The organism is Marinobacter sp. tcs-11 (assembly GCF_002049515.1).
Classification (GTDB): domain Bacteria; phylum Pseudomonadota; class Gammaproteobacteria; order Pseudomonadales; family Oleiphilaceae; genus Marinobacter; species Marinobacter nauticus.
On the sequence record NZ_LLYU01000001.1, the window covers coordinates 75,956 to 93,142 of the forward strand.

Here is a 17,187-nt window from a genome sequence, read left to right on the forward strand (position 1 = left end):
AACCCCGCCCCGCCGGGGATTCTTCCCGCCGGGAGCGACATGTTCTGGAGCAGAATCCATGTCCGAGAATTCCCCGGAGATCGAAGACGATACCGGTCACTATGAGTCCGGCTTGCCTGGCTTTCTGGGCACGATTGACGTCTGGATTTCAAAAATCGAAGCCGTCATGCTCGCCGCTGGCGTGATTCTGATGGCGGTAAACACCTGCGCCAATGTTATTGCCCGTTTCGTGTTCAGTGAGGGCCTGTTTTTCTCCGGTGAAATCAACCGGATTCTGATCATTCTGATTACCTTTGCCGGCATTGGCTACGCCGCCCGGCACGGCCGCCATATCCGCATGTCCGCCATGTACGATGCCTTCCCGACCAAGGGCCGTAAGGTACTGATGATCATCATCGCCCTGTTTACCTCCGTGGTCATGTTTTTCCTGTGCTATTACTCCTTTGAGTACATCCAGACCCTGTACAGCCGAGGTCGGATTTTGCCAGCGCTTGGTTTTGAGATTTGGTGGATTTACATCTGGGCCCCTGTCGGTTTCGCCATTACCGGCATCCAGTACCTGCTGACCGCCATCAAGAACTTCACCACCAAAGACGTGTACCTGTCGACGGGTGTGGTGGATGGCTACGCCGATACCGAAACCGAAGTCTGAAGCAGCGTGAACCCATAGGTTAAGGAAAGACACACCATGGCAACTATTATGATGATCGTCATGATCGGGCTGCTGCTTCTGGGCTTCCCGATGATGATTCCGCTAACCACTGCTGCCGTCATCGGCTTCGTTATGATGTTCGATGGCTTCGGGCAGATGGGCACATTCATCCAGCAGATGATGGGTGGCATCCGGCCAGCGTCGTTGATTGCGGTACCCATGTTCATTCTGGCGGCCGATATCATGACCCGGGGCCAGTCTGCGGACCGCCTGATCAATATGGTCATGGCCTTTATCGGCCACATCAAAGGTGGCCTCGCCATCAGTACCGCCACCTCATGCACCCTGTTCGGGGCGGTGTCTGGCTCAACCCAGGCCACCGTGGTCGCAGTGGGCTCACCGCTGCGCCCGAAAATGCTCAAGGCTGGCTACTCCGATCCCTTCACGCTGGCTCTGATTATCAACGCCAGTGATATCGCCTTCCTGATCCCTCCCAGCATCGGCATGATCATCTACGGGGTCATCTCGGAAACCTCCATTGCCGAACTGTTCATTGCGGGCATCGGCCCGGGCATCCTGATTTTGTTCATGTTCTCGATCTACTGCCTGATCTACGCCTACAAGAACGATGTTCCGACTGAAGCCAAGGCCAGCTGGAAAGAACGGGCGATGTCAGTCAGGGATGCCTCCTGGCCCCTGATGTTCCCGGTGATCATTGTCGGTGGTATCTACGGTGGTATTTTCAGCCCCACCGAGGCAGCTGCAGTCTGCGTGCTCTACGCCTTCTTGCTGGAATTTGTGGTCTTCCGGTCGCTGAAACTGAACGACATTTACAAGATTGCCAAATCCACCGGGCTGATCACGGCTGTGGTGTTCATTCTGGTGGCCGTGGGTAATGGCTTCTCCTGGATCATTTCCTTTGCCCAGATTCCCCAGGCCATCCTGGAAGCGGTGGGCGTCAACGAGGCCGGACCTGTGGGCGTGCTGATTGCCATCTGTGTGGCCTTCTTCATCGCCTGTATGTTCGTCGATCCCATCGTGGTTATCCTGGTGCTGACACCGATCTTTGCGCCCGCCATTCAGGCCACCGGGCTGGATCCGGTGCTTGTCGGTGTGCTGATTACCCTGCAGGTGGCCATCGGTTCTGCCACGCCACCCTTTGGCTGCGACATTTTCACCGCCATTGCCATCTTCAAACGGCCCTACATGGAAGTTATCCGGGGTACGCCTCCGTTCATATTCATGCTGGTGGCGGCTGCCGGCCTGATCATCGCCTTCCCGGATATTGCCCTGTTCCTGCGTGACATCGCGTTCAGGGACTAGATCCACAGCCACTGATCAAAGGAGAACAACATGTTTAAACGGATTCTGGCCGCTGTGGATGGTTCCAAAACCTCACTCAAGGCACTGGATAAAGCCATTGAACTGCAGAAACTGATCCCGGACGCCGAGATCTACATCCTCTGTGTGTACAAGCATCACAGCCTGTTTGAGGCGTCGTTGTCTATCGGAAGGCCCGACGACATGGACATCCCGGACAAGGTGCTGTCTGAGTATGCCAAAGGCGTAGTGAACCACGCCAAGGAGCTGGCCAAGGAGCATGGCGCCACCAAGGTGCGTGGTTTCGTCAAGGCCGGTCGACCCTCGAAGGTGATTGTCAAATTTGCCCAGGACAAGGAAGCCGACCTGATCGTGGTGGGTACCAAGGGTACCAATAGCGATAAAGATGGCACCTTCCTGGGCAGTGTCTCACACCGGGTCGCCTCCCAGGCCAAGTGCCCGGTTCTGGTGGTCTGAATCGGTAAAGTCCTCCCCGCAGTACCGCCGGGCAGCATATTCATAGCTGCCCGGCAATCACGGATTTCCGCAGTCAGCTTGATTTTTCACCGTGCTAGACTGCCTCGCCTTGGATTACTTCTCATTCACAAATCACAAGGCGTCTAGCCATGACTGCAATTGTTGATTTTCTCAACTCGATTCTCTGGGGCTATGTCCTCGTCTATGGCCTGCTTGCCGTAGGTGTCTTCTTTACCATCCGTCTGGGCTTCCTTCAGTTCGTCAATTTCGGCGAAATGGTCCGCGCCATCCGTGGCTCCCGGGAAAGCGATGTACACGGGATTTCTCCCTTCCAGGCCCTGTGTACCAGCCTGGCCTCCCGGGTGGGTACCGGTAACCTTGCCGGGGTTGCGGTTGCCCTGTACCTGGGCGGTGCCGGTGCCATTTTCTGGATGTGGATGGTAGCCCTCGTCGGTATGGCCACCGGGTACGCTGAAAGCACGCTGGCCCAGCTGTACAAGGTCCGTGACGGCAAAGGCCAGTACCGGGGTGGCCCGGCGGTTTACATTGCCAAAGGCCTGAAAGCGCCCTGGGCTGCGGCCATTTTCGCGGTCTGTCTGATTATCTCCTTCGGCCTGGTTTTCAACGCCGTACAGGCCAACTCCATTGCCGATGCCATGCAGGGCGCCTTTGGTGTGCCCAAGCTCGGTGTTGGCGTGGTCATCGCGGCTTTTGCCGGCATTGTTATCTTTGGCGGTCTGCGCAAGATCGTTCGCTTCGCTGAGTTTGTCGTGCCGTTCATGGCCGGCGCTTACGTGCTGCTGGCACTGGGCGTGATGGCTATGAACATTACCGAGGTTCCGGGCGTGCTGGCGCTGATCGTGAAAAGCGCCTTTGGCCTGGAAGAGGCCGCTGGTGGCGCGGCAGGCTCCATTACCGCCGCCATGCTGAATGGCATCAAACGCGGGCTGTTCTCCAACGAAGCCGGTATGGGTTCGGCACCCAACATTGCCGCAACCGCAACCCCGGCTCCGCATCATCCCTCTTCACAGGGCCTGGTTCAGGCATTCGGTGTGTTCATCGATACCATCATTGTCTGTACGGCGACGGCCGTGATGATTCTACTGGCGGGCGTTCTGGAGCCGGGTTCCGGCGTGACCGGCACCCAGTTGACCCAACAGGCCATGGAAGTGCATCTGGGTGACTTCGGAGGCTACTTTATCGCCATTGCCATCCTGTTCTTTGCCTTTACCTCCATCGTCGCCAACTACACCTACGCCGAGAATGCCTTGATCTACCTGCGCGGCGGCAACACCCTGGGCTTGACCCTGTTGCGCCTGGCCGCGCTTGGTATGGTGATCTGGGGTGGCTACGAAGCGGTGGTGACGGTATTCAATGCGGCGGACGCATCCATGGGGCTGATGGCCACCATCAACCTGATTGCTATCGTTCTGTTGTCCGGCACGGTTGTGAAACTGACCAAAGACTACCTGGCTCAGCGCAAGGAAGGCCTGGTGCCGCACTTCAAGTCCAAGGACTATCCTGAGCTGCACGAAAAGATCGACAGCAATATCTGGCATTGATGTCAGAGCGTGGCCGCAACTACTCGGTTGCGGCCCGCTTCCTTGGCCTGGTACAGCGCCTGGTCGGCGGCCCGGAACAGCTCGTCAAACTCCGGGCAATTCTCCCGCCAGCAGGCAATGCCGGCTGAAATGGTCAGGCTGCCCAGGTTTTCACCCCGATATTCCACCTGTTCGGCTGAGATGGCCGCCCGTAGCTGCTCGGCCCGTTGTCGGGCCTCCTCAAGGGATGCCCCCGGCATCAGCACCGCAAACTCCTCACCGCCGTAACGACATACGGTATCACTGCCGCGAAAGTAGGTACCGAGCACGTCACCGACCATTCTCAGCGCCTGATCACCGGCTTCATGGCCATGGCAATCATTGAACTGTTTGAAGTGATCGATATCGAAGATCAGCAGGCAAAGCGGCCTGTCGGATCTGGCCGACACTTCCCGCTCATGGCGAAAGAGTTCATCAAAGTAGCGACGATTTTTCAGGCCGGTCAGGCTGTCCTCATAAGAGAATCGTTGCAATTCAGCCCGCAAGGCCAGACCAGACAAGGTAATGCCAATTTTCTCAACCGACTGGTATACCCAGGCAATCACCCGTGCGATGCCATAGTCTTTCACCACTGGCGGCAGATCCGGGCGCTCCAGCATCAACACCCCTTCAGGCCGGTTGCCGGAGCGGGCAGACTCTACCCGCAGGAAGAAACACATTTGAGCCGGTAAATCGTAGCTACGCACCGGCAGTACGGTTTCAGTCAAGGCAGAAAGATTCGACCCCAGTGACGCCGGGAACACGTCCTCCGGGGCGCTGCCCCAGTGAACCACGCGGTCGTAATGCCCATCGACGCCTCTTCGATAAAAGCAACCGGTCATGGGCAGGTAGAGTTCCGGCATGGCTCTTAACAGGGGCTCGAAGGCTTCCTCAATGCCGGCGCAATCCTGCAGGGCAGCAATGACATCCGCCAGCTTCTGGCTTTTCTTGCTTTCCAGTGCCAGCAACCGGGCCCGGGCAACTTCCCTTTCTGCCAGTGACTCAGCGCGGGCGGTGCGCTCCTGAACCTTCTGTTCCAGCCGGATGTTCAGTTGCTGGAGCTCTTTCTGGGTCTTGCCGTAGTGCCAGACCGAAATGCTGACCACCGCCAGCGAGAAACCCAGCGCGCCCCAGCTCACCGGCACCCGGCCCCAGGGCAGGAACCCGTGAGCAACGGCCATATCGACGATCAGCAGCACCGCCAGCACACCACAGGCCACCACCAGCACCTGCTGCTCCCGGAACAGCACGCAGAAGCGAGGCAATACAGCCCCAGCCATCAACACCAGGGAGACCAGAAGCAACACATCAAACACCGGGAAGGTCGACGAAAGGTCTACCGCGCCGACCAACGCCAGGGTCAGAGCACTCACCGCCAATCCAAGATGCACCCACACCAGCCAGCTGATCAGCGCCGGGCGCGCAGCGCCCAGCCATTGCCGCAACAACAAGGCCAACGCCATAGGAATCAGGTAGTAAGAGCCGGCCGCGAGGTAGTCCCACAACAAAGGTTTGTAAGCAATCAACAAGCTCGCCTGGCTCTCAGCCAACAGCATCACCGAGGTCAGGAATGAAAACAGAGCAATGCTGGCGAAACTGCGCTGGCCCCGCTGAATCAGGGCAAACACCAGGGCCAATAAGGCAATCAGGGCCGACAGGGCGGCAATAACGAGGCTTTCGGCAGACTGGCTGACAATGTGCAACACCAGGTCCGGATGGTCCAGAATGGCCACTTCTCCCCACAACCCGATATCCGTGTAGTTGGAGAAAACCCGGAAGTACATGGTTTCGCCTTCGTAGCCATCCGGCAGCGGGATTTCGTGCCATGGCCAGCCCTCAAACTTGCCCCGCCCCTGGTCATCAAAGGTGCCGTACTGGTAGAGCAGCTCACCCCGGAGCCAGACCTGAACGATAATGTCCACACTGTAGATATAGAGCGCCGGCGCAGACCATTCACCTTCTGACAGGTTCACCCGGAACCAGGCATGCTGCTGGCCTTTACGGCCCGGCGGGTTTGACGGGAAGGCAATGTCCTGCCAGGGGCCGGAATCGGCTTCCGTGGCCCAAAGCGGCGTGCCATCAGGCTGAAACGGTGAATCCCCCCAGCGATACTGCCATCCCTCATCCACCAGCTGCATGGCGGCAAATCCCGGCTGGGACAGACAGACCCCGAGGGCGATGATCACCAGCAGAAACCTGATGCGACAAGTGGACGCGTGCAAAGCAGAACCCGCTTTCAGGAGTGATCGTTCCAGTATAAACCGTAACCGGCAGATACAGAACTTTCTCAACTTTTTTGTCGGAGGGTAAACAGCGCCAACAACGCAGACACCAGCATCAGAAACAGCGCCACCGCGTTCAACACCGGCGTTGAGCCTTCCCGCAGACGATTGAACAGGGCCACGGTGAGCGGGGTATCACTACCGGTGAGCATGACCGTGGTATTGAAGTTCTCGAAGGACATCAAAAACGCCATCGCCGCGGCCCCGAGGATGGAGGGAAGCAGCCACGGCAAAGTAACCGTAAACCAGGCCACGACCGGCGTGGCACCCAGATTCAGGGCGGCTTCTTCCAGTTGTCGGTCAAACTTGCGCAGCCGGGCCGCGATCACCAGGGTAGCCAAGGTGGTGATGAAAGTGACCTGCCCCATCACCACCAGGGTCATACCCGGCCGGAACAGATCCAGCTCGATGCCCCACAAGCGGGAGACATCGTTGGCCATGCCACTGTAGAACACCAGAATGGACACCCCGAGAATCACGCCGGGAATCACCAGCGGCAGCAGCATCAACAGATACAGCAGCTCTTTACCGCGAAATTCCAGCCGCTCGAACAACACCGCATTGACGCAGCCCAGCGCCACACTGACCAGCGTTACCCAGAACGCGATCTTGGTGCTGACCCAGAGGGCACTGAGCAAGCCGTCGTCATGAAACAGCCCGGTACGCCCCGCCGTGCCATCGGCCAGATACCAGTCCAGGCTAAAGCCCTGCCAGGGCAATGACGGGAACGGCGAGTCGTTGAATGCGAACACGGCCGTCACCAGCAAAGGCAACGCCAGGTACAGGAAAAAGGCCAACAGATAGCTCAGGTAAAGGGCATCAAACAACCGGGACCGAGGTACAGAGCGGATCATGACATCACCCCATAACCTTGCGCAGGGATTGCCCGGTCAGCTTCAGGCCCAGCCAGACCAGCAGCGACGACAATACCAGTAGCAAGACCCCCAAAGCCGCACCCTGCTCCCAGTTAAACCGGGTGATGAACTGGGTGAAAATCTGCTGGGTAAACCAGGCACTGTCTTTGCCCCCCATCAGAATCGGCGTGAGGTAACTGCCCAGGGTGAGCATGAACACCACAATACAGCCGGAGACAATGCCCGGCATGGCCCAGGGAATCACCACCTCCCGCAGCACGGTACCGTGGCCGCCGCCGAGATCGTAGCCGGCCTCGACCAGGTTCTCGTCCATGCCGTCGAGCGTGGTCACCAGCGGCACCACCATAAACAGCAGGCCGTTGTAGACCAGGCCGATGATCACCGCGACATCGTTGTAGAGCATCTCCACCGGGCCATCCACCCAGCCCAGCGCCTGCAGCCAGGAACTGAACAGGCCGCTCTCCCGCAACAGGATCATCCAGCCGTAAGTACGCACCAACTCGCTGGCCCAGAACGGGATCAGGCAAGCCAGGAACAGAATACCCTTGCTCCTCCCTCGGGCCAGGCGGGCAATGTACCAGGCAATGGGAAAGGCAATCAGCAGGGTAAGGAAGGTAGTGAACAGGGACATCACCCCGGTACGCACGAAGGTACGCCAGTAGTAGGATTCACTGAAGAAATTCTGGTACTGCTCCAGCCCCCAGGCCAGGGTATCCCAGCTTTCCCGCACCTGGAACGACACCCGCAACATCTGCAGATGGGGCACCAGCACCAATAGCACTATCCAGAGCAGAAAAGGCGCCAGCAACAGCCACAGCGAGAAACGGCTAACCGAGCTATTCACTGGGGCGAAGCTCCAAATACCCGGGCCAGGTCCGGATCCCACGACAGCTCAAGATGGCCGTCCGGCGTCAGCGCCGGCGCCGAGCCGTCCTGGGGGAGTCGTGCAAATAGTGCCTGGCCATTGCTTTCGACTTCAACCCGGCTGTTGGCGCCATCAAACAGCGTGGTCCGGACTCGGGTCTGCAGTGAGGAGGAACCCGCGACCGCAGCCGTTTGCGAAAACGACAATGATTCCGGCCGAATGTACAATTCTGCCTGGGCACCAGGTGCCAGGCCCGCCGATGCAGCCCGACCGCGTACCACCGCACCATCGCTCAGACGAACAGCCGCCACATCATCGGCCACGGACACCACCGTCCCCGCCAGGCGATTGTTGTCGCCGACAAACCCCGCGACAAACGGCGTTGCCGGATGCCGGTATAGCTCCTCCGGCGGCGCCACCTGCTCGAAGCGGCCATTTTTCATCACCGCCACCTGATCCGACATCACCATGGCTTCGGACTGGTCATGGGTGATGTACACAAAGGTGGTGCCAAATTGCTTTTGCAGGTGTTTGAGCTCGACCTTCATCTGCTCCCGAAGTTTCAGATCCAGGGCACCGAGAGGCTCATCCAGCAACAACAAGGTGGGTTCGAGCACCAGGCAGCGGGCCAGGGCCACGCGCTGGCGCTGGCCACCCGACAATTCCTGGGGATTGCGATTCTCCAGTTCCGGCAGCCCCACCTGTTCCAGCACCCGTGCAATCCGCTTGCGGCGCTCGGCCGCGGGCACCTTCTTGCGCTTCAGGCCATAGCCAATGTTGTCACCGACGGACATGGTGGGGAACAGCGCCAGGTGCTGGAACACCATGTTCACCGGGCGCTTGTTAGGCGGCACCTCATTCATGCGCTGGCCGCGAATGAAGATATCCCCTTCATCCGGCTTGTCGAAGCCTGCCAGCAGCCGCAGCAGGGTGGTCTTGCCACACCCCGACGGCCCCAGAATGGAAAAAAAGGTGCCCGCAGGAACATCCAGCGACACATGGTCCACCGCCGCGTTATTACCAAAGCGGCGGACCAGTCCGCTGCAGGACAGGTCAGACTCTGTTGCCATAAGGATCAGTTCGCCGCCTGGACGCGATCCAGCACCTGCCCTTCCATGGCTTCCAGCCCCGGTGGTACTGGCGGATACCATTTGATGTTGTTGATAGCTTCTTCATCGAAGCTCAGGCGATAGGCATCCCGCAGCTCGGCGTTCACAAACTCATCGGCGCCTTTGGAGGCCGTGAAGTTACCGGAGGCATTGGTGATTTTGGCCGCAATTTCCGGCTGCATCACAAAGTTGATCCACTTGTAGGCGGCCTCTTCGTTCTCGCTGCGGCGCGGGATGGCAAAGGTATCAATCCAGCCCAGGGCTCCGGATTCCGGCGCCACAAAGCGGATGTCCGGGTTCTCCGCATTCAGCTTCCAGCCGCCGGCATCCCAGGCCATGGCAGCGGTCACTTCTCCGGTACGAAGCAGCGACAGCAGTTGGTCGCCACCGGTCCAGTAGGTTTTCACGTTGTCTTTGCAGTCGATCAGTTTGTCTTCCACTTTCGCCATAATGGACTGGTACTCGTCCCGGTTTTCATAGGCCGCAAATGGATCCATGCCCATGGCGAAAGCAAAGCCGATCAGCGTCGGCCGCTTCAGGCGGTAACTCACTTTGCCAGCCACTGCCGGGTCACACAGGTCGGTGTAATCGGTAACGGTGTCCGCGACGGAACTGTGCACAATCAGGCCACTGGTCCCCCAGACCGAGGGCACACCGTAAGATTGACCATCCAGAGCCGTCGACTCCTGAGTCGCCTTCACCATCGACGCCTGCAACTGGCCGGTATTGATACGGCTGTAATCAATGGGCTTGTAGATGTTGAACTGGCGCTGTACACCCACGATGCGATCCTGGCTCGGCTGGGCCAGATCAAAACCGGCGCCACCGGTGGCCCGAAGCTTGGAGATCATGTCCTCGTTGTTGGACAAGGTGATCTTTACATCAATTCCGGTTTCTTCCTCGAACTGGGCGACCACCTCATCCGGGGCGTAGCCTCCCCAGGTAATCAGGCGAAGTTCTTCCGCCAACAGGTTGCCGGAAGCTGTGGTTGCGGCCAGCAGGGTGGCCAGTGCTGATATCCGTGTCTTGCGCAGTGCCATGGTCGTTCATTCCCCTGAAACGGTGTGATGCGGATTCGCTAACGTTTTGTTATCAGGAAGTTATAGACCATGTATTTCAGTTTTGTGAAACCCGGGCAATAAAAAACGGAGACCGAAGCCTCCGTTTTCTATTGCTGTTAAGCCTGACCAGACTTACTGACCGGACTTCAGCATTTCCCAGTACTTGGCATACACCTGCAGCGCCTCGTCACCAATATCGGTCTGGAACTCGGCATTGATCATGTCGGTGGCGTTGGGGTAGCTGGCACGGTCGTTCGCGACAGTGTCATCCAGCAGATCCCGGGCCGCCAGGTTGGGCGTGGCGTAGCCGATTTCTTCACTGATCAGGGCAGAGATTTCCGGCTGCAGCACAAAGCTGATGAACTGGTGGGCCGCTTCCGGGTTCTTGGCGTTCCTGGGAATCACGAAGCTGTCCAGCCAGGCGATGATGCCCTCTTCCGGATACACGTATTCCAGGGAATCCAGGGTATCGCGACCCATGACGGCTTCGCCGTTCCAGATCATGCCTACGTCGGTTTCACCTTCCAGGTACGGCATGCGGGGGGCATCCGAGTTAAAGGTACGCACAGACGGCATCAGCTCGGTCAGCTTCTCGTAGGCTTGCTCGATTTCCTGGGGATCGGTGCTGTTACCAGAGTAACCCAGTACCCGCAGGCCTACGTGAAAGACTTCACGCATGTCGTTGGTCAGCATGACCCGGCCTTCAAAGCGCTCATCCCACAGATCAGCCCAGGCGGTAACCTCGCCTTCCACATCCGCGGTATCCACAGCCAGGCCAGTGGTGCCCCACAGGTAAGGCACGCTGTACTGGTTTTCCGGGTCGATATCCAGGTTCACCAGTTCCGGATCCAGGTTGTCGAAGCCTTCAATCTTGCTGCGGTCGATGGGCATCAGCAGGTCTTCCTGCCGCATCTTGCTCACGTAGTAGGTGGAGGGCACGGCCAGGTCGTAGGCGGCACTCTCATCCAGCAGTTTCAGCCGGGCGTACATGGCTTCGTTGCTGTCGTAAGTGGTGTAGACCACCTGGATACCGGTTTCCTCAGTAAAGCGATCCAGAACTTCCTGGGGCATGTACTCAGACCAGTTGTACAGGTTCAGAACCTTGGGCTCCTCAGAACCACTGCAGCCAGTCAGGCCCACCGCCAGCAGGCCGGCCAGTGCCAGTTTCTTCATCGTTTGCTCCTTAACAGTATCCATTGAGACAAGATCAACATGACCAGTGAGAATACCAGTAGCAGGGTGCCAAGGGCATTCACTTCGGGCTTCAGGCCCACCCGCACCATGGAATAGATACGCAACGGCAGAATTTCATAACTCGGGCCACTGACAAACGTACTGACCACCACGTCGTCCAGTGACAGTGTAAACCCCAGCAGCCAGCCTGCCAGTAAGGCCGGCATGATCACCGGAATCAGTACCGTGCGGGTCATGGTGAAATCGTTGGCGCCCAGATCCCGGGCCGCCTCCGGCAGGCGTTCGTCAAACCCGCTGAGCCGGGCCATCACAGTGATGACCACAAAGGGCAGGCAGAAGGTAACGTGGGCCAGCAACAGGGATACATAGCCCAGCTGAAGGCCGACCAGCAGAAACAGTGCCAGCAGCGAAATCGCCAGTACAATCTCCGGCGACATCATCACCACAAACAACATGCCGTTGAGCACTTTCTTGCCCCGGAACCGGTATCGGTGCAGGGCCAGAGCGGTGAGCGCGCCGATCAATGTCGAAACGGTGGCCGCGGAGAGCGCCAGCCACAGGGAATTCCACATGGCCTGCAACATGGCCCGGTTGTTGAACAGGGCCTCGTACCAGCGCAGGCTCAGGCCACCCCATTCGTAACCGGTGCGGGAATCGTTGAAGGAGAATACCACCAGTACCACGATAGGCACGTACAGCAGCAGATACACCAGCGTCAGGTAGGTGCGGGGCAGCCAGCGATTCATACACCGTCCTCCCCGATCCGCCGTTTACTCAGGCGGTGGGCGAACATCAGGAACGCCATGGCCAGGGTCAGCAGGATGCTGGCAGCGGCACCAAAGGGCCAGTTGCGGGCATCCAGAAACTGGTTCTTGATGACGTTACCCACCAGCAGGTTGCGGGAACCGCCCAGAATATCAGGCACAAAGAACAACCCCATGGCCGGCAAGAGCACCAGCATGATGCCCGCCAGCACCCCCGGCAGGGTCAGCGGCACGATCACATGGATAAACGTGGACAGGCGCCCCGCGCCCAGATCGTGCGACGCCCTCAGGTAGTCCTCCCGCAGGTCTTCAAACACCGAGTAGAGCGGCAGGATCATGAACGGCAACAACAGATACACCAGCCCGATAATCACGGCTCCTTCGGTATACAGCAGCTGCATGGGCTCCTCGATCACCCCGAGCGACATCAGCGCGTTGTTGAGCAGGCCATTGGTGGCCAGGATCAACTTCAGGGCGTAGGTTCGCACCAGGGAATTGGTCCAGAACGGCACGATAAGCAGGAAGATCAGCAGCACCTGATTGCGTTTGCCGACCTTGGACAACGCCCACGCAAACGGGTAGCCGATCAGCAGACACACCAGCGTCGTCATGGCCGCCATATACAGGGAGTGCAGGAACACTTCCAGGTACAGCGGATTGAGCAGTTGCCGGTAGGCATCCAGGGTCAGCGGCAGCGAAATGAAGGAGCCCGGGTCCCGGGTCATTACACTGGCACCGACCACCAGCAGGTTGGGGGTCAGCACCAGAAACAACAACCAGCCCCAGACCAGCACCAGCACGGCCGTTCTGAACGGCTGCTGTGTCAGGCTACGCATCGGTGCCTTCTTCCTCTGGCAGAGCTTCCGGCTCTGTGGGTAACAGCCATTCCCAGCCATCAACCCAGCTCACTTTGACCGGCTCGCCAAGGCGATAGTCGAAGGTAGGGTCGTCTTCGTCGAAGAATTCCGACGCCAGCACCTCGGTGCCATCCTCAAGATGAATCACCGAATCCAGGGTACTGCCCTTGTAGTTACGCTCTACGATCTTGCCAGCCACACCATCCTCATCGTCCGGCGCCAGTACCCGGATATCCTCGGGGCGCAACAGCACATGCAGGGACTGGCCACCGGAGACCGGGAAATCCGGCTTGCGGAAGGTACGCTTCAGACCGAACACGTCCACGGTGATGGTGTCATCGCCGTTGGCTTTGTCCACCCGGCCCGGGAAGAAGTTGGTTTCACCGACAAAGCGGGCAGTAAACAGGTTGGCCGGGCGCTCGTAGACTTCCCGCGGCGTCCCCAGTTGCTGGATCAGGCCATCTTTCAGCACCACCACCCGGTCGGACATGGACAGGGCTTCTTCCTGATCGTGGGTGACAAACACAAAGGTGATGCCCAGCTCCCGCTGCAGGCGTTTGAGCTCCACCTGCATGGTGCGGCGCAATTTGTAGTCCAGCGCCGACAACGGCTCATCCAGCAGCAGTACCTTCGGGCGCTTGACCACCGCACGGGCAATGGCCACCCGCTGCTGCTGGCCACCGGACAACTGATGCGGCTTGCGCCGGGCGAAGTCCTCAAGCTGGACCATGGCCAGGGCATCCTCGACCCGCTCCCGGATTTCCTGCTTTGGCCGCTTCTCCATTTTCAGGCCATAGGCCACGTTGTCGAAGACCGACATATGAGGAAACAGCGCGTAGTTCTGGAAGACCGTGTTCAGCGGCCGGTGTTCCGGCGGAGTGTGAGTCAGGTCCTGATCGCCCAGGGCGATGGTGCCGTCATCCGGATGCTCGAAACCCGCCATCATCCGCAACAAGGTGGTCTTGCCGCAACCGGAGGGCCCCAGGAGGGTAATGAACTCGCCGTCAAAAATGTCCAGATCCAGAGAATCCAGCACTTTTTTGCCGTCGAACTGTTTGGTGAGATTGCTCAGAGATAGCAGTGTCTGTTTCATCGGCCCTGCCCAAAGTTTGAGCGGCGTATTTTTCCAGAAACAGACGCAAACAAAAAGGGGCGTGCGGATATTCCCTGACCACGCCCCTCTTGTTTTTCGGCCTTACCAGGCCGGGCTGTCACGCACCGGTCTTATTGGTCGGCGACGCTGTTCAGATACGCCTTGTCCGAGATGTTAGTCCAGGGGCGAACCTGCTTCAGGTACTCGCGCTGTGAAGTAATGATTTCGTTCGCCAGCTCGTCCTTCTCGGCAAACTCATCCAGCAGGCGGTTGGTGGTTTCTCGAAGGGCGGTAATAACTTCCGGCGGAAACACCTTGTGGGTCACATCCGGGTATTCCTGCTTCATCTTCTCCCAGGCCACACCGCTTTCGTGGGTGCTCTGGATATACATGTCATACGCTGCCGTGCGCATGGAGACTCGCAGGATGGCCTGTAGATCGGCCGGCAACTTATCCCAGGTTTTCTTGTTGATCAGGAACTGCACTTCGGCATTGGGCTCCTGCCAGCCGGAGTAGTAGTACTTGGCAATCTGGTGAAAGCCCATCTGCAGATCCAGCGCCGGGCCAACCCATTCAACGGCGTCGATGGTGTTGCGCTCAAGCGCGGTATACAGCTCGCCCGGTGGCAGGTTGGTTACCGCCACACCGACTTCCGACATAACCTCGCCGGCAAAGCCAGGGGTGCGCATTTTCAGGCCTTTCAGGTCCTCCAGAGATTTGATCTCTTTCCGGAACCAACCGCCCATCTGATTGGCCGTGTTGCCACCCGGGAAGGACAGCAGCCCGAAGGGTTCATACACCTTCTGCATCAGCTCCATGCCGTCGTCGTGGTAGAACCAGGCATACATCTCCGGTGCAATCATGCCGAAGGGTATGGTGGTGAAGTACATGGCGTTGGGAATGGTGCCCTTGTAGTAATAAGAGGCGGTGTGGCCCATGTCGTACTGGCCGTTACGGACCAGATCGAAAATACCGAAAGGGGCCTTGTGCTTGTTGGAGGAATCAATCCGGATCTTCAGCCGACCGCCCGACATTTCCTCGGCCATGGCCGCCATGTTGCGGGGCGCATCCCCCAGCAGCCCGGAATTGGGGCCCCAGGTTTCCGCGAGACGCAGGGTATAGGTTTCTTCAGAGACCGCGAAAGGACTGGCCAGCAGGCCAAGAGTGCTGACTGCCGCCAGCAGGGTTTTACGCAGGGACATAGTGTTGGCTTCCATTGTTATCGATTTTTGATTCAAACATGCCTGAATGATCCATCATAACGACGAAAGCCGACCGCGCCAATGTGGCGGGCCGGCTTTCTTGTGAGGGCAATCAGACCTTGAACTGACCAACCAGCTCGCGCAGGTTCTCACCCAGCCGGGCCAGTTCGTGGCTGGCTTCATTGGTCTGGGTTACGCCGGTGTCACTGCGCTGGGCCGCGTCGACAATCCGCACCACGTTCTGGTTGATCTCTTCCGCCACCTGGCTTTGCTGTTCAGCGGCAGTAGCGATCTGTGTCACCTGATCGTGAATCTGAGTCACCGAGGTCACGATGGTGTTCAGTGCACTGGTGGCATGATTGATGCGCTCAACCGTCGCCTCCGAGCTCTTGCGGGAGTTGTTCATGCGCTCCACCGAAGCCTTGGACTCCGCCACAAAGCCATCAATCATTTCCCGGATCTGATCAGCGGATTCCGCTGACCGCTTGGCCAACTGGCGCACTTCGTCGGCAACCACCGAGAAGCCGCGACCGTGCTCGCCGGCCCGGGCTGCCTCAATGGCAGCGTTCAGGGCCAGCAGGTTGGTCTGCTCGGTAACCGCGTGAATCACATCCAGCACCTGCTGAATATCGTTCGACTTCTCGGCCAGGGCATTGATGCTGCGGGCGGTATCTTCCATTTCCTGGGACAGCTGATTGACCGCGCCCTGGGCACTGTTGATGGTCTCGCCACCCTCTTTGGCCATGCGGTCCGCATCGGAAGCTGCGCCTTCCACCTCATTGGCGTTGCCGGAAATCTGCTGAATCGTTGCCGCCATTTCGTTGATGGCCGAAGCAATCTGGTCGGTTTCCGAACCCTGTTCCTGAACAGACTGGCGGGTTTCATTCGCCACCCGGCTCAGTTCTTCAGCCGCCGACGCCACCTGGTCCGTGGTAGACCCCACCTCGCGGATGGTGTCCTGAATCTTGATGACAAAATGGTTGAAGCGGCGACCCAGAACGGCCAGCTCATCTTTACCATCTTCCGGCAGGCGCTGGCGCAGGTCGCCCTCTCCGTCGGCAATCTCCCGCATCATGTCGCTGACCTTGTTCAGCGGCGCAGTCACGGTGCGGCCAATGACCAACCCGATTACCAGTGAAATCACCACCACCACAATGGTCAGCAGTAAAATGAAGCCCATAGCAGATGTCATGGTTGCATCAATTTCTTCCCGGGCAGCGGCCACCGCTCTCTGAACATCGGTTACATACACGCCGGACCCTATCATCCAGTCCCAGCCCGGAATAATGGTGGAATAGGAGACTTTCGGTTCCACCTGGCCGGTAGCAGGGTTGGGCCACTCATAAGGCATGAAACCATCGTCACCTGCAGCGTCAAATAAGCCTCGCACCAACTTCTGCGTGTTCGGATTGGTGGTCGGCCCTTCTTTGGAGGGGTCCGGTGCATAGGCGAGATTGAACAGGCTGCGATCATAGGCGAAGACATAGTTGTTCTGACCGAACTTGATTGACCGCAACCGCTCTCGCGCCTCTTCCTGCGCCTCCTGCTCCGAAAAACCGGGAGTGGACTTGGCCTCAAGCACCACGGATTTCGCGGTTTCAACCAGATTTTTCAAACCTTCCTTGCGCGCTTCCAACAGTTCCTGCTCGAGGCGTTGCAACTCTGCCTCTCCATTGGCCCGGATCTGGTTCGCCGTAATCCATGCAATTGTTCCAGCCGTAATCAGTACAGGCACCAATACACCAATCAGAAGCCGTGTTCTGATGGTCAGGTTGCTCATGAAGGTCATGGTCTTCGCTCCGGGGTCATTTCTTGTAATCCTTTGATTATGCACAAACGCAGTCCGCACTCCGTTG

General features: G+C 58.4%; 15 protein-coding genes. 4 read left to right on the plus strand and 11 right to left on the minus strand.

Annotation, left to right across the window (positions count from 1 at the left end; genetic code table 11):
• Nucleotides 1-58: 58 nt before the first annotated feature.
• The 4 genes from ARC85_RS00335 to ARC85_RS00350 all read left to right on the plus strand — a co-directional run bounded on the left by ARC85_RS00335 (nt 59) and on the right by ARC85_RS00350 (nt 4,011).
• A complete protein-coding gene (locus ARC85_RS00335; RefSeq protein WP_286714108.1) occupies nt 59-652 on the plus strand; it encodes a TRAP transporter small permease in 594 nt (197 codons plus the stop codon).
• A gap of 36 nt (nt 653-688) precedes the next feature.
• Nucleotides 689-1,975, plus strand: coding sequence for a TRAP transporter large permease (locus ARC85_RS00340; protein WP_011783905.1), 1,287 nt, complete (start codon nt 689-691; stop codon nt 1,973-1,975).
• 30 nt (nt 1,976-2,005) lie between these two features.
• The gene (locus ARC85_RS00345; protein ID WP_011783904.1) at nt 2,006-2,449 is read left to right on the plus strand and encodes a universal stress protein; all 444 of its coding nucleotides are present in this window, start codon (nt 2,006-2,008) and stop codon (nt 2,447-2,449) included.
• 149 nt (nt 2,450-2,598) lie between these two features.
• Nucleotides 2,599-4,011, plus strand: coding sequence for an alanine/glycine:cation symporter family protein (locus tag ARC85_RS00350; protein WP_286714109.1), 1,413 nt, complete (start codon nt 2,599-2,601; stop codon nt 4,009-4,011).
• Nucleotides 4,012-4,013: 2 nt separating this feature from the next.
• Here the strand turns inward: ARC85_RS00350 and ARC85_RS00355 are convergent, their stop codons facing one another.
• From ARC85_RS00355 to ARC85_RS00405, 11 genes are all read right to left on the minus strand, one after another.
• Nucleotides 4,014-6,215: a GGDEF domain-containing protein gene (locus ARC85_RS00355; protein ID WP_286714110.1), complete on the minus strand. Its 2,202-nt coding sequence runs from the start codon at nt 6,213-6,215 to the stop codon at nt 4,014-4,016.
• A 101-nt stretch (nt 6,216-6,316) separates the two neighbouring features.
• Entirely contained in the window at nt 6,317-7,165 is an 849-nt protein-coding gene (locus ARC85_RS00360; protein WP_286714111.1) for an ABC transporter permease, read from the minus strand.
• Nucleotides 7,166-7,169: 4 nt separating this feature from the next.
• Nucleotides 7,170-8,030, minus strand: a complete 861-nt coding sequence (locus tag ARC85_RS00365; RefSeq protein WP_031210086.1) for an ABC transporter permease — start codon at nt 8,028-8,030, stop codon at nt 7,170-7,172.
• The gene (locus ARC85_RS00370) at nt 8,027-9,121 is read right to left on the minus strand and encodes an ABC transporter ATP-binding protein (protein WP_286714112.1); all 1,095 of its coding nucleotides are present in this window, start codon (nt 9,119-9,121) and stop codon (nt 8,027-8,029) included. The genes ARC85_RS00365 and ARC85_RS00370 overlap by 4 nt, the downstream gene beginning before the upstream one ends.
• A gap of 5 nt (nt 9,122-9,126) precedes the next feature.
• Nucleotides 9,127-10,200: an extracellular solute-binding protein gene (locus ARC85_RS00375; protein ID WP_286714113.1), complete on the minus strand. Its 1,074-nt coding sequence runs from the start codon at nt 10,198-10,200 to the stop codon at nt 9,127-9,129.
• A gap of 153 nt (nt 10,201-10,353) precedes the next feature.
• Nucleotides 10,354-11,394: an extracellular solute-binding protein gene (locus ARC85_RS00380; RefSeq protein ID WP_286714114.1), complete on the minus strand. Its 1,041-nt coding sequence runs from the start codon at nt 11,392-11,394 to the stop codon at nt 10,354-10,356.
• Entirely contained in the window at nt 11,391-12,161 is a 771-nt protein-coding gene (gene potC / locus ARC85_RS00385) for a spermidine/putrescine ABC transporter permease PotC (protein WP_286714115.1), read from the minus strand. Before potC ends, ARC85_RS00380 begins: the two co-directional genes overlap by 4 nt.
• Nucleotides 12,158-13,015, minus strand: coding sequence for a spermidine/putrescine ABC transporter permease PotB (gene potB / locus ARC85_RS00390; RefSeq protein ID WP_113879541.1), 858 nt, complete (start codon nt 13,013-13,015; stop codon nt 12,158-12,160). The genes potC and potB overlap by 4 nt, the downstream gene beginning before the upstream one ends.
• Complete coding sequence (potA, locus tag ARC85_RS00395) at nt 13,008-14,129, minus strand: spermidine/putrescine ABC transporter ATP-binding protein PotA (RefSeq protein ID WP_011783894.1); 1,122 nt, start codon at nt 14,127-14,129, stop codon at nt 13,008-13,010. The genes potB and potA overlap by 8 nt, the downstream gene beginning before the upstream one ends.
• Nucleotides 14,130-14,260: 131 nt before the next feature.
• The gene (locus ARC85_RS00400) at nt 14,261-15,331 is read right to left on the minus strand and encodes a TRAP transporter substrate-binding protein (protein WP_278349837.1); all 1,071 of its coding nucleotides are present in this window, start codon (nt 15,329-15,331) and stop codon (nt 14,261-14,263) included.
• Nucleotides 15,332-15,443: 112 nt separating this feature from the next.
• Nucleotides 15,444-17,120: a methyl-accepting chemotaxis protein gene (locus ARC85_RS00405; RefSeq protein ID WP_286714116.1), complete on the minus strand. Its 1,677-nt coding sequence runs from the start codon at nt 17,118-17,120 to the stop codon at nt 15,444-15,446.
• Nucleotides 17,121-17,187: the final 67 nt, after the last annotated feature.